8 protein-coding genes and 1 pseudogene are annotated in these 13,623 nt (G+C 66.1%); 3 read left to right on the forward strand and 6 right to left on the reverse strand.

Going from position 1 to position 13,623, the window contains the following annotated elements; all coding sequences use genetic code 11:
* Positions 1-494: 494 nt before the first annotated feature.
* Both C4901_RS05265 and C4901_RS05280 read left to right on the forward strand, forming a co-directional pair.
* Entirely contained in the window at positions 495-2,609 is a 2,115-nt protein-coding gene (locus C4901_RS05265; protein ID WP_110136445.1) for an AAA family ATPase, read from the forward strand.
* An 856-nt stretch (positions 2,610-3,465) separates the two neighbouring features.
* Positions 3,466-4,602 carry an ADP-ribosylglycohydrolase family protein gene (locus tag C4901_RS05280; RefSeq protein WP_110136448.1) on the forward strand — a complete coding sequence of 379 codons (1,137 nt, stop codon included), beginning with the start codon at positions 3,466-3,468 and terminating at the stop codon, positions 4,600-4,602.
* Positions 4,603-4,635: 33 nt separating this feature from the next.
* Here C4901_RS05280 and C4901_RS05285 read toward each other — a convergent pair whose 3' ends face one another.
* The 3 genes from C4901_RS05285 to lgt form a co-directional block, all read right to left on the reverse strand.
* Complete coding sequence (locus C4901_RS05285) at positions 4,636-7,059, reverse strand: penicillin-binding protein 1A (protein ID WP_205736203.1); 2,424 nt, start codon at positions 7,057-7,059, stop codon at positions 4,636-4,638.
* A 288-nt stretch (positions 7,060-7,347) separates the two neighbouring features.
* A complete protein-coding gene (locus C4901_RS05290) occupies positions 7,348-7,809 on the reverse strand; it encodes a hypothetical protein (protein WP_110136450.1) in 462 nt (153 codons plus the stop codon).
* Positions 7,806-8,621: a prolipoprotein diacylglyceryl transferase gene (lgt, locus tag C4901_RS05295; RefSeq protein ID WP_110136451.1), complete on the reverse strand. Its 816-nt coding sequence runs from the start codon at positions 8,619-8,621 to the stop codon at positions 7,806-7,808. The genes C4901_RS05290 and lgt overlap by 4 nt, the downstream gene beginning before the upstream one ends.
* 480 nt (positions 8,622-9,101) lie before the next feature.
* On the opposite strand from lgt, the pseudogene C4901_RS18445 reads away from it, so the two are divergent.
* Positions 9,102-9,286: pseudogene (locus C4901_RS18445) on the forward strand (winged helix-turn-helix transcriptional regulator); the annotation flags it as partial.
* 347 nt (positions 9,287-9,633) lie between these two features.
* Here the strand turns inward: C4901_RS18445 and C4901_RS05300 are convergent.
* From C4901_RS05300 to C4901_RS05310, 3 genes are all read right to left on the reverse strand, one after another.
* Positions 9,634-10,578 (reverse strand): SPFH domain-containing protein, encoded by a 945-nt coding sequence (locus tag C4901_RS05300; protein WP_110136452.1) that lies wholly within the window; start codon positions 10,576-10,578, stop codon positions 9,634-9,636.
* Positions 10,579-10,600: 22 nt separating this feature from the next.
* Positions 10,601-11,266, reverse strand: a complete 666-nt coding sequence (locus C4901_RS05305; protein ID WP_145960628.1) for an NfeD family protein — start codon at positions 11,264-11,266, stop codon at positions 10,601-10,603.
* A 94-nt stretch (positions 11,267-11,360) separates the two neighbouring features.
* On the reverse strand, positions 11,361-13,157 hold the full coding sequence (locus C4901_RS05310; protein ID WP_110136453.1) for a bifunctional diguanylate cyclase/phosphodiesterase: 1,797 nt from the start codon (positions 13,155-13,157) through the stop codon (positions 11,361-11,363).
* Positions 13,158-13,623 lie beyond the last annotated feature (466 nt).

Below are 13,623 nucleotides of genomic sequence, written 5' to 3' on the forward strand. Positions count from 1 at the left end.
ATAATCGTAGGATATAATGTGGTGAAATAGCGGCTATGCCAACGATGGTTTTGTGGCGGCGAGGGGATGAGTTCCGGGGCGGTCATGGCGAGTACGGGCATGGTATGCGGCTTGATCGACCATTGCGCGGCCCATGCCGCCGGCAATCCCGGGGCGGGGTGGGGCCGGGTGTGCGATGGTTTGGTCGCAATCCGTGCCGCGGTGAAATCACCTGCCGGGCATGTCACGGCGTGCGCCTCCTGGACTCGCCCGGGTACGACGGATAGGGCCTAGGGCGGGATGGGATGACCCGTCGGTGGGGCTTGCGGACGACAGGTCCCGTGAGCCGGCGCCTGGGCCCGTGCGCGGCCGGGACTCGGGATATGACGACGCGAGTGCGGGGTTGCCGCGATGCGCGATCGAGGCCGGATGCGATGCGACACGAGGTGGCGGGGGACGGGGCCTCATCTATCGTCTCATGAGTCTTTTTTGTTTCCGGGAGCGGTGAGGGTACCATGGGAAAGATCGTTGCCCGCCTGGCGCGGCGTAATGCCGGTTATGGCCGCTGGCCGGCCTTGGAGGCGCGCATACGCCTGTGGCTCTTGCGGGGGCTCCTGGAGACCGAGAGCTGGAGGCCGTTGCACCTGGGCGATGCGGGCGAGGGGTTCGAGGATACCGAGGCGTTTCAGATGCGGCGCTTGCTGGGCCTGGAGGCGCTTGCGCGCAATGCCTCGCGGCGGACTATCCTGGCGGCCATGAGGACCGCGTTGCGGGCCATCGAGGCGGCGGAGCTCGATGGCCTGCCGGGCGTGCGGACCTTGAGCGTCGAGATTCATTTGAGCGCCGTCGAGCAGGAGGTCCTGCTTTTTGCCGCGCTCGCCAAGGCCGCCGGGCTTTTTCGGCAGGGCCTTCAGCACATGGGCAAGGTACGTAGCCGCGCCGAGGCGACCGCGCTGACCGCCGTGTGCGTCGGGATAACGTCACAGGAGGCGACGGCGGTGCTGGCGCGCGGATCCGTGCTCGCCGCGGTCGGTCTGGTCACCGTGGAAACCCAGGGTTACGGGAGCAACCTCGATGATTGGCTGGAGACCGCACCGGATCTCCTGGCGCACCTGCTTGAACCGGACCTCTCGGCGGCGACGCTGCTCGCTTCCTACCTGAAGACCGGCGGAGAGCCCGCGCGCCCGCTGGCCGACTTCGATCATCTCGCGCATGTGATCGCGTTGGCAAAACCGCTCCTTAAGCGTGCCGCTGCCGGGCAGCGCGGCGTCAATGTGCTGTTTTATGGCCCCCCGGGTACCGGTAAGACCACCTTGGCGCGAGCGCTCGCGGTGGATCTCGGTATGCGCCTTCTCGAGGTCGCGGTCAGCGATGCCGATGGCGATGTCTTGGCGCCGCAGGGGCGGGCCCGGGCGTTGCGCCTGGTGACGCATCTCGCCGCTCACGGCCGGCAGGCGATCGTGTTGTTCGATGAGGTCGAGGACTATTTTCGGGAGGAATACGCGTTCCCGGGGATCACCGATCGTGTCGGTGTGGGCAAGGGCTTCTCGATCGACCTCCTGGAGCAGGTGGCGAGCCCGGTGGTCTGGATCGGCAACAAGATCGATGACATCGATCCGGCGCTACTGCGCCGCTTCAGTCTCGCCTGTGAGATCCCGCCACCCCCGATGGCGGTGCGCGCGCGGCTTGCCGCCGAATATCTGGCGCCCCTGGGTCTGGGCGACCACCCGCTGACCGGGCGTATCGCCCGCCACGAGGGGTTGGTCCCGGGTCTGTTGGCGCAGGCCGCGCGCACCACGGCATTGGCCGCCATTGGGGATGGCGAGGCCCGCGCCACGTATTACGCGCAGGCATTGAACGGGCTTTTGGCGGCGCTCGGTCAGGCGGCGCTGCCGGCACGGGAGGCGGCGATACTCGGCTATGACGAGGCGTTCGTGAACGCCGACTGCGATCTGATGGCCTTGGCTGACGGTATCGGCCGCTTGGGGTGTGCGCGGATCTTGTGCGTGGGGGCGCCCGGTACGGGAAAGAGTGCCTGGGCGCGACACCTGGCGGAGGTCTTGGGGCGGCCGTTGCTTGCGTATCGCGCCTCGGATCTGCTGGATCCTTATCTGGGCATGTCCGAACGGCATATGGCCGAAATGTTCGCCCGGGCCCGCGCGCAGTCCTCGGTGCTGTTGCTAGACGAATGCGACTCCTTTCTACAAAGCCGCGTGGGGGCGCGGCATCACTGGGAGGTGACGCAGGTCAATGAGATGCTGACCCAGATGGAGCGTTTCGAGGGAATCTTTGTCGCCGCGACCAATGCCCGCGAGGATCTCGACGAGGCGGCCTTTCGTCGTTTCGATCGCATCGTCACCTTCCGCCCTCTTGTTCGGGATCAGCGGCTGGCGCTCGTGACCCGTATCCTGGCCGATCAGGGGAAGGCCGCCGGCCTGTCTTTGCCCGAGACCCGCCTCCTCGACCAATGCGAGGGCCTGACGGTGGGCGACGTGGCCGCGGTTCTGCAAGGGTTGCGCCTGGAGGAGACCTGGGCCGCCGCCGGCCTTGTCAAGGCCATCCATGCCGCATGGCGCGGCCGCGGCCGTGCCGACGGGCGCGGCATGGGGTTCACGGCGGCCATGCCATAGCGGCATTGTGCCCTGATCCGCGCTTGTGGGATCGAAACCGCAGGCCGTGGGTCCGAAGGGTGCCGGGCCGGAAGGGGCGCCTTCGGGTGCGGGCATGGCGGGCCGAGGCGCCCGCCCCACGGCGCCTCTTTGCGCTGGGCGGGGTCTGGGAACGACGGGAGGCAGAGCAGACTGGGCTACGTGGCAACAAGGGGGTGATCGTGGCGGTCCTGTGCGTGATGGCGGAGTGGGTCGTGGAGCCGAGCGAGAGGAGCGTCTTTCGGGGGCGGTCAATGATGGGTGCCGCCTGATACCGGGGGAGTGGATGGGCTATATACAGTGGCGGACTGCAAGACGAAGGCCCGCAGAAGTATCCTTGCGTTCTGGTCAAGGATCGTGACGGCGCGCTTCGATTTCTGTAAGTGGCGGAGCGGGTGCCCGGATGAGCCGGCCCTTTCGTATGACACGAACGTGTTCGACAAGACCCTGGTGGCGGGCCAGTCTTTCATGATCATCGATGATGAGGGCGAGGAATGGGTCGGCCGTATCATCTCGGTGAGCCCGGCAGGTTAAGGGTGCGATCCGGCCACGGCGCCGGGGTCGGGGGATAAATCCCGTCCCGGGGTGGGTCCCGTCGCGAGGATGGGCACAACGGAGCGCGATGGGCCGACGTGAGGTAGGGATGCCTAAGGACGAGAAGAAGACAGGGCGATCGTGCGGTAGGCCCCTTCCAGACTCGGCGCAGGCCGGCATGTCACATGCCGCCGACGCACCGGCAAGGGGGCTCGGAAAACGGCCAGCGAGTGCCGGCGGGGCGCGCAGGCCGGCAACGCGTTCGTGCGCGGCGCGTGCACGGAAGGGGGCCCGGACGCGGCTCATGCGGTCGCGCTTCGTGGGCTGCCTTTTGGGTGGGGCGGTGGGGGATGCCCTGGGCGCGCCGGTGGAGTTTCTGCAATATTCAGAGATCGTCGCGCATTTCGGACCCGCCGGGATCACCGCTTACGCCCCGGCCTATGGGCGGTTGGGGGCGATCACCGACGATACGCAGATGACGCTCTTTACCGCCGAAGGCCTGATCCGTGACGGCGTGCGTCGGGTCCTGGGTCATCGTGGGACCGTCGAGGGTCTGGTGGCGGCGGCCTATGACCGCTGGTTGAGCACCCAGACCGGGTGGCCGCCGCGGTTCAGTGGTGATCACGAGTCCGCCGATGGGCTCAAGGCCGGCGGGAATCGGGATACAGGAGGATGGCTGCTGTCCCATGAGGATCTCCATCATCGTCGCGGTCCTGGGGAGACCTGCCTGTCGGCGCTACGGGCCATGACCACCCTGGGGCAGCCCGCCCTGAATGATAGCAAGGGGTGCGGCGGCGTCATGCGCATCGCCCCGGTGGGTCTCGTGCAAGGCCGGATGGGCCGTGCGCCACGCGAGACCATGATGCTGGGCAAGGCCCTGGCGGCGCTCACTCATGGCCATCCGACCGGCGCAATCGCCGCCGGGGCCCTGGCGGTCCTGGTGGCCGAGATCGTGCAGGGGCGCGATGCGGGGGAGGCGCTGGCCGTAGTCCATGAGTGTCTGGCCGCCGAGAGACACGGTCAGGAGACTTTGGACGCGCTGCGGCGGGCCGAGAGGTGGGCGCAGCATCGCCCCGACGATCCCGTTGCCGCAATCTTGCATATCGGTGAGGGGTGGATCGCCGAGGAGGCCCTGGCGGTCGGGGTCTATTGTGCCCTCACCGCGCGGGATTTCCGCGACGGCGTGATTCGTGCGGTCAACCATGGCGGCGACTCCGATTCGACCGGCTCGATCACCGGCAACATCCTCGGCGCGCTATGGGGGGCCGAGGCCATCCCGACGTCCTTTCTCGAGCCCTTGGAGCTGCGTGATGTCATCACCGAGCTTGCCGAGGATCTCGCGGCGTTTCCAGAATGGCATATCGAAAACCTCGACGAGGCCGGCCACCAGGTCGATCGCGCGCGGCGCGAGCGAATGGAGAAAAAATATCCCGGCCAGTGAGCATCTGCTGCGGGAATACGCGAATCCGCCGCCCTATAGGAAGTTTGCGAGCTTATGAAAGAAGTGCTTGATGGTCCCAAGGCCCGAGCCGCCATGGCGGGGTAGATAGCCCTTGAGAAAATAGGCCTTGTGGGGTCCGGAGTCGGCCAATAGTCCGGTCTTGGGATTGTAGCGCCGGCGCACGACGGTTGCGGGCTTTGTGAAGCGCAGGCCCCGTTCATCCTGGAGTGCCGCCTTCATGAAGTGGATCCAGATGGGCAGCGCCTCGCGGGCGCCGGCCGCCCAGCGCCCGAGGCTATGATTGTCGTCATAGCCCACCCACACGGTGGTCACCACGCGCGGGCTGTAGCCTGTGAACCAGGCGTTGGTCTCGCCGTTGGTGGTGCCGGTCTTGCCGGCCAGTGCCCGGCGGTGGAGGATCTGGGCGGCCACCCCCGTGCCCTGGTGGATGACACGCTCCATCATGCGTGTCATGAGGAACGCGACGCCGGACGGAATGGCGGGTGTCGACGGTGTCTCGGGTTTGTAACCGAGCGCGCAGTCACGCAGGGAGATATGCCCACCGCTTGCGGTCTGGATACGCGAGACGAGGTAGGGACGAGGCCGGTAGCCGCCGCTTGCAAAGGTGGCGTAGCCGCGGACGATCTGCATGGGGGTATAGTCGCCGGAGCCAAGCACCATGGACGGGACCTTCGGGATCTGCTGAACCGGAAAGCCGAAGCGATGGACATAGGCGGCGGCGTACGGGATGCCGATATGGAGCAGCAGGCGCACGCTCGGGACGTTATGGGAGTCGGCCAGGTCCTGCCAGACCGCGATCGGCGTACGCGAGAAGGTGTTGCTGTAATTGGTCGGCCGGTAATCGCGGCCATCGGGAAGCGGCACGCTAAGCGGCGTATCCTTGATGAGCGATACCGGTGTCAGATAGTGGCGATGGCCGGCGGCCTTCAAGGCCGGGGCGTCCATGGCCGCGGCGTAGACGAAGGGCTTGAAGCCCGATCCCGGCTGGCGGTAGGCGTACAATGCGCGATCGAAATGACTGAGCTTGTAGCTAAAGCCGCCGTTTAAGGCCAGGATCGCGCCGGTATGGGCATCGAGGGAGACGAGCGCGCCCTGGACCTTGGGTACCGCGGCCAGCTGCCAGCCGGCATTGGCGACGTGCTGCCACACCGCGGTCGCGCCCCAGGCACGGTTGCCGGCCCCGGCATTGGTTGCAGCCACGTAGTGGCGCAGCCATATGAGGTCGCCGGGCTTTAGGATCTGGTTTACGGTGCTCACCTGCAGGCCTTGCGGCGGCACCCGGACCCAGGCGATACCGGTGCGGTTCAGGATGATGCTGCGATGCCCCTCGAGACGTACGCGCGCCTCCCCCGGGCCGCTTTGCACGACCACTCCCCAGCGCAGATTGGCCGGGTCCCGGTCGGGGAGCACGGACGGCCGACGGCCGGCAAGCGCCGCCTTCAGGGCTGCGCCCTTCAGGCGCGCGATGGGCCCCCGCCAGATCTTGGGGTCGAGGCTGTCTAGCCCCATGGCGTAGTTCTCGAGCCCCACCGCCAGACTGTGATCGGCGGCGCGCTGATCCCGGGGCGAGATCGTCGTATAGACGCGCAGGCCGCGGCGATAGGTGAAGCTTGCCCCGAAGCGCTTCACGAGCCATTTGCGGATCCATTCGGTCGCATAAGGCGCGATATTGTTCGCGGGCGCATGATAACGCGCGCGGATCGGTTGCGCCTCGGCAAGCACCATGGCGTGGTGCGTGATGTCATGATCGGCGAACATGCGATGCAAGACATAGTCACGGCGCTCGCGGGCAAGCTGCGGGTTCTTTACCGGATTGAAGTAGGAAGGGGCCGCCGGCAATCCGGCCAGAGTCGCCATCTGCGCGAGCGTGAGCTGCGAGACGTCCTTGCCATAATAGGTGCGCGCCGCGGCCTCGACGCCATAGGCGCCCTGGCCGAGATAGATCTTGTTCAGGTAGAGATCGAGGATCTGCGCGCGCGTGAGGTGATCGGCGAGCTTGTAGGCGAGCAGGATCTCGGCGACCTTGCGCGCGATGGTCTTTTTCGGTGAGAGGTAGAAGTTGCGCGCGACCTGCTCGGTGATCGTGCTCGCGCCCTGCACGGGTGCCAGGTGGATGATGTCCACGAATGCGGCGCGCAGTATCCCCGGATAGCTCACCGGATAATACAGGGGGTCGTGGCTGTAGAACCGGCCGTTTTCGGCGGCAATGAACGCCTCCTGGAGGTCTTTGGGAATCTTGGCCAGGGGCAGCGCAAAGCGGATCTGGGGGCCCATGGCCTGCAGCAGCCGGCCGTTGGCGGCGTAGATGCGCAACGGCTGTTCGGGATGCCAGTCCTCGAGGGCGCGTACCGCGGGCAGGTGATCCCAGGTCCACCATGTCCAGGCGCCGACTCCAAGCAGCGTGTTGAAGCTGCCCACCGCGAGCGCGAGCAGCACCCAAAACCGCCACCTTGGGCGGGGCCGTGATGGGGAGGGCGTGGGTTCAGGTGTCGACACGGGTTTCGCGGTTCGCGGGTTTTATCCGAGGTCCGGGCGCATTGCTCGTTGCGGTGCGCCTCGGGCCTTGTGGGAATGGGGCCATATCGCCATGGTGTCCAGAATACGATGAGAGGCCGACCGGACACAAAGGTTCCCCGATGCGAGGCGGTCCTGGTGGGAATCGCGGTTGCCCGCGGTGGGCGGCTGAATATTCCCATCCTTGAGCGGGCGTCGCAAGGTCGTCGCTCACAGTCGGCGCGGGGGTGGATTCAGGCGCTCGAAGACATTATCCATGCGATGCCCCTGGGTGTCGTAGGCGCGGACATGGAGGCGATGCCGGCCTGGCACGATGACCACCAGACAATCCCGGCGCGGAATCGCCGGGGGTCGGGCGAAGACGAAGGCCGGCCCGCGGGCGCAGGGATTGCGCGGGAAGGCGTGGTCGAGGCGTGCGACAAAGCCACGCGCCTCCTTGCGCGCCTCGCGCGCGGAGGTGAAGGGTCCAGGCGGACGCGCGGCGAGCGCCACATCCAGGTGTTGGCGCACGGCCTGCTGTTCGACCACGATCCGGAAGCTCAAGGCCGCGGCCCACAGCCCATAGAGGACGGTCAGCGTGATCACGATGCGCGTGAACCGGCGCGTGGTCGTGCTTTCCGCCCCCCAGGAGACATGGGCGCGCGTGCGGATATCCTCGGACCGTACTGTCATGCCGTATCCCCGGAGGGGTCGCGCGGTGGCGCCTCGAAGCCGCCACGGTACGACCAGTATAGGAGCGCGACGCCGATCGGGATCATCGGGATCGACAGGATCTGGCCCATGTCGAGCCGGCCGAGCACGAAACCGAGCTGGATGTCGGGTTGGCGCGTGTATTCGACGAGGAAGCGAAAGATCCCGTAGAACAGGACGAACAGGCTTCCGACCGCGCCCACGGGCCGGCGTTTGCGGCCGTAGACCGCGAGGATCGTCAGGAGTACGACCCCCTCCAGGAGAAATTCATAGATCTGCGAGGGTTGGCGCGGCTGCGGACCGCCGGCCGGGAACACGATCGCCCACGGGAGGTGGCTTACGCGCCCGAACAGCTGATCGTTGATGAAGTTGGCGAGCCGTCCGAGACCGAGGCCTATGGGCGCCGCCGGTGCCACGAAGTCGAGCACGGTCATCGTCGACCGCCGGTATTTGCGCCCATAGACCCAGCACCCGAGGATGACGCCTATAAGCCCGCCGTGGAAGGACATGCCCCCGTCCCAGACCTCGAGGATCTGCAGGGGATGGCCGAGATAGTAGGGGAGGTCATACCATAGGACGTAACCCAGGCGGCCACCGGCGATCGCCCCCACCGACAGATAATATTCGAGGTCGAGGACCTGTTCGCGCGTCCATTGCCATTCGCGGCGACGCCCCCGCCGGATCAGCCACAGGGTGCCGATGACGAAGCTTATGATTTCGAGCAGGCCGTACCAGTGGATGGGGATCGGGCCTATGTGAAATCCGACGGGGTTGATGTGCGGGTAGGCGAGCATGCGTGTCCGTTCAGAATGGTCCGAGAATGGCGAATACCGTCGCAAGTGTCAAGGACACGCCTCTTTCGGTCCAGGGCCGCGTCATCGCCCCCCAAGTTCTTGATGAGAGGCCATTCAGCAATTCACAAGGCGGGCATAACGGTCAGGGCAGGGCAGGGCAAAAGGTGTGGCTCACGGTTATAGCAAGGCTGGGCTATTGCGGGTGGGTACGGCATGTCCGGTCCGGCTTTGGGTCAACCCTTGAGTCTGGAAGGCGGCGGGGCGATGAGGGAGCTGATGCGGTACGCCCCGGATCACTGGTGCGTTTTCTGGCCGCTCGTGATCACCCATTCTGATCGATCGTGATCACTTTGGGTCCGCGCCCCATAGTCGGTGATCACGAGACCAGAACGATGGCGTGAAGCGCTGGATTTGCACTTCTAACGGGCTGATCCTCTGGCTTTTTATCCGGAGGGGGCATGCCGACAGAGGGTCTATATCATGCGTTTCGTTCGTGAGATGTTGCGCCTGCACCATGAGGCGCGTTTGAGTCAGCGCCAGATCGCCCGCGCCTTGCAGCTATCCCAGGGGTGGTGAGCAAATACCTGGCGGCCGCCCGCGACCAGGGGGTCACCTGGCCACTTGCCCCTGATGAGGACGCCGCGGCCTTGCGGGCCCGGCTCTTTCCGCGCGCACCGGTGCTCGTGGCCGCCCACGCGCCACTCGATTGCGGCGCTTGTGAAGTGGGGGGGGGTTAGATCTGAGATGCCTTGAGGGCGTGCCGGTGGCGGTGTGTCGCTTCGCTGGCGGCGCAACCGCGTGCGCCCCATGGAGGAGGCGTGTTGGCGTATGGATGTGATCGCGCTTTTTGGTGTAAGGGCACGGGCCTGCGGCCACTCGAATCCTGCCAGGGCATGAGCCGGCGACCCAGCGGGACGCTTGCGGCCATTGGTAAATGCCTGGGCGTCCCCAAGAGAGGCAATAAGCGTGGTGGCGGTGGACGCACCGATGTCACGGGGCGGGCCCCGCGACGTCAGCCGGTGGCGCGCCGCTCGGCGCTGGCCTTGATGCCCTCCGCCATACGGAACGCGGTACCCACCATGCGCGACAGATCGCCCATGTCGGCGGGCACGATCATGACGTTCGATTCCTTGGCGATCGCGCCCCATTGGGCGATGAACGATTCCGCGACGCGCATGGCCATTGCCTGGCGGGCGCTCTCGTCTTTGAGGCTGTCGCCGACCACCCTCAGGGACTCGGCCGTGGCCTTGGCGACCAGCAGGATCGCCTGGGCCTCGCCCTGGGCGCGCAGGACCTGGGCCTGCTGCGCGCCATCGGCGCGATTGATCGCCTGTTGGCGCTCACCCTCCGAGATGTTGATGGCCTGCTGCTTGGCGCCCTCGGAGGTGGCGATGGTGGCGCGTTTCTCGCGTTCGGCGGTGATCTGGAGCTCCATGGCGCGTATCACGTCGGCGGGCGGGGTGATGTCGCGGATCTCGTAACGCAGGACCTTGAGGCCCCATGTGACCGCCGCGCGATCGAGTTCCTGCACCACGGTCGCATTCAATTCGGCGCGCTGTGACAAGACCTCGTCCAGGGCGCGTTTGCCGACGTCGGCGCGCAGGATGGTCTGGGCCAACTGGATCATCGACATGGTCGGATTGGTGGTGCCGTAGGCGGCGGCCTTGGGATCGGTGATCTGCAGGTACAAGACCCCGTCGATGGCGATCTGGGTATTGTCCTTGGTGATGCATACCTGCTTTTGGACATCGATCGGGGTCTCGCGCAGATCGAAGCGATAGGCGACGCGGTCGATCAGCGGGAAGATGATGTTGAGCCCTGGGCCCAATACCCCATGAAAGCGTCCGAGCCGCTCGAGCACGAAGGCGCGCTGCTGCGGGACGACCCGTATGCCCTTGACCACCACGAACAATGCGATGAACGCCAGAACGACCAGTATGACGATGCCTGCCCCCATGCCGCCTCCTTGTCCTCTTCGATTAGGGCCGCGTCGCGGCTTGCGCCGGGACCGGCGCGAGCAGCAGGTCGGGGCCGTCGCGGCCGACGATGGTCATGAGATCACCCGATGATACCGCGATATCCCGGCATTCATTGGCCAGGCGGCCCGGCCGCGAACTGTCCCGGTAGGTGACGCGCAGCCCGTCGGGCGTCACCGATTCCACGCGCACGAGATGCCCGAGGTCCGGATCGGCGGCGTGCGCCGCCGCCTGGGCGCCGACCGGCGCAAGCCGCAGATCATTGCCCTCGCGGGCGACGATGGTCATGAGATCACCCGATGACACCGTGATATCCCGGTATTCGTCGGCGAGGCGTCCGGCCCACGAGGTGTCCCGGTAGGCGACACGCAACCCGTCGGGTGCCACCGACTCCACGCGCACGACATGCCCGGCGTCGGGATCGGCCAGCCGCACCGATTCCGGTGTCGCACGCGAGAGTCGCACGCGGACCCTGTGGGCCACGGGCAGGCCGGCCACTGCCCCCAGGGCCACGGTCGCCAATGCCCAGCCCGCCGGCGCGCCAATCCAGGCGACCACGCTCCCCGCCGCCAGGGCCGCGGCCACGGCGAGCAGATAAAAGGTCATGGACGACAGTTCAATGGCCAGGGCCGCTGCCGCCAGGATCGCAAGTAAGGTCCCTATCTCCACGGCATTTTCCGAAGTTCCGCCTCTAGCTTAGGCGCTCGGCCTGTGGTCTGCCAGTATGAGGCCTGGCAGAGGCCACGGCGACCCCGGAAAACGGTCAGGGGATTGCATCGACCCATAGCGCCTCTTCGGCGAGCGGCGGCGCGAACAGGTACCCCTGCCCATATATGCAGCCCATGGCGATCAGAAGTTGATTCTGCTCCTTGGTCTCTATGCCCTCGGCCACCGCCTCGATGCCGAAGGCCTGCGCGGCGCTGATCATGCTCTGCACCAGAATCCGGTCGGCGGGCTCGCGCGCCAGTTCGGACACGAAGCTGCGGTCGATTTTGATGCTGTCGATGGGCAGTGACCGAAGGTGTTGGAGCGATGCATAGCCGGTCCCGAAGTCGTCGAGGGCCACCGATATGCCTAGCGCCCGGCAGTCCATGATGAGCGCGCGCGCCGACTCGATGTCCTGGATGGTGCTCCATTCGACGAGTTCGACCCCGAGGTAGCGCGGATCTATGGCCGCCGAGGAGGCCGCCAGTGTACGCCGCAGGGTCTCGCAGAACCGATGATTCTCGATCGACGAGGTCGACAGATTGATGTGCAGCTTCTTGAAGATCCCCTGGCCCTGCCAGCGCGCCAGCACCGCCAGGGCCTCGGCTATCACCCAGGCATCAAGCTTCAGGCTGTTGTAGGTGTGCTCTATGGCCCCCATGAATTGGGGCGGTGCCAGAAGCCCATGGACCGGGTGGTGCCAGCGGAGCAGGCCCTCGGCGGATACGATCTCGCCGGTGCTGATCTCGACTATCGGTTGATAGTAGAGGACCAGTTCTCCGCGCTCCAGGGCCCGGCCGAACTCCAATATGAGATCGCCCTTGTGGGCGGCGGCCAGCGCCATGGCGTGCGTAAAGAGCAGGCCTCTATGGCCGCCGGCGCGCTTGGCCTCGTACATGGCGATATCGGCGTTGTGCAAAAGCGCCTGGTCGGCGCCGGCATCGACCGGATATACCGTATAACCAAGACTGATGCTGACGGCAATCTGCAGGGCCGCCGTACCCCACCGGATGCGCAGGGCCTGACGGATGCGTTCTATGACCGCCTCGATCTCGCCGTAGCGGCTCACGTCTTCGAGGAGCAGGGCGAACTCGTCGCCACCTAGGCGCGCCAGGGTGTCGCCGACCCGGATCAGGTCCTGGACCCGCTGCCTCACCTCGACAAGCAGGGCATCGCCCATGGTGTGGCCGAGCTTGTCGTTGATCATCTTGAAGTTGTCGATGTCGAAGGTGATCACCGCCATCAGCCGCTCGCGCCGTATCGCCATGGTCATGGCGTGGTTCAGGCGATCGTAGAGCAGGTTGCGATTGGCGGCGCCCGTGAGCGGGTCGTGCATGGCGAGCTCACGCAGGCGCTGTTCGGTGTGATAGCGATGTAGCGCGGCGCCGACGAAGTCGGTGACGAGCGCAATCATGCGCATGTCGTCCGGATCAGGGAGCCGGCGTGGGACATGAAACCACGAGATGGCGAGGATCGCGAGCACCCGGCCATCGGCCATGACCGGACTGCAGAGGCTCGCGGTGAGGCCTGATTCGACATATTCGGGAAGGGCGTAGGGGCTGGCGGCATAATCGGTGATGAGGATCGGCTGGCGGGCGTGGAGTGCCGCACCGGCCACCCCGAGACGGTCGTCGAACGCATAGGCGGCAAGTGATTGATATCGGGCCGGCAGGCCATGGAAGAAGCGGTAGCGCAGGCGACCGGGTTCCTCGCGGACGATGAGCGCCGCGCCGTCGGCACTAAGGCGCGTGGCCAGTCCCTCGGCGGCGATATGAAAGAACCGGCCGATATCGAGCTCGCGCACCAGACGATGCAAAAATTCGATGTCGATAGATCCGCTACTCTTGTCGTCCATTGCCAAACCCCCTCCCTGGCCCGACTCGTCTCCGCGGCATCCCCCTCCGCCCGCCTTAAGCGGTTTGCCGGCCCGTGCATCTGATCATCGTAAGGTTCGTCTTGGTGTCTGTGACCATGCCATGGTCTCTGCGACCTCCGTCGTTCGAGGGCCTCCGTGCCGCTTTGGGCGGCATCCCTTAGCATACTTCGTGCCATCCGGTACCGAGGCTGGGAGGGGTGGTCCTGTCCAGGGCCTGCCTTGCACCTCGCGCCGCTTGCCGGTGACGCAGGCCCGCGGCCTTCGCTGGTGCGCCATGGACCTTAGCGCCTCCGGCATGGGGCGCCATGGTTCCACGGCCAGGGACCGTCTTTCGCAGGAATTCAAGTGTGCAAAAATATCGATATGGCATGGCGGATGATCGGCGCGGCGGGCCCGGTCTCATGGACTTACACCCCCTGCTGTGCGTATCGCGGGCATGCTCGCC

Origin of the sequence: Acidiferrobacter sp. SPIII_3 (assembly GCF_003184265.1) — a bacterium.
Lineage (GTDB): Bacteria > Pseudomonadota > Gammaproteobacteria > Acidiferrobacterales > Acidiferrobacteraceae > Acidiferrobacter.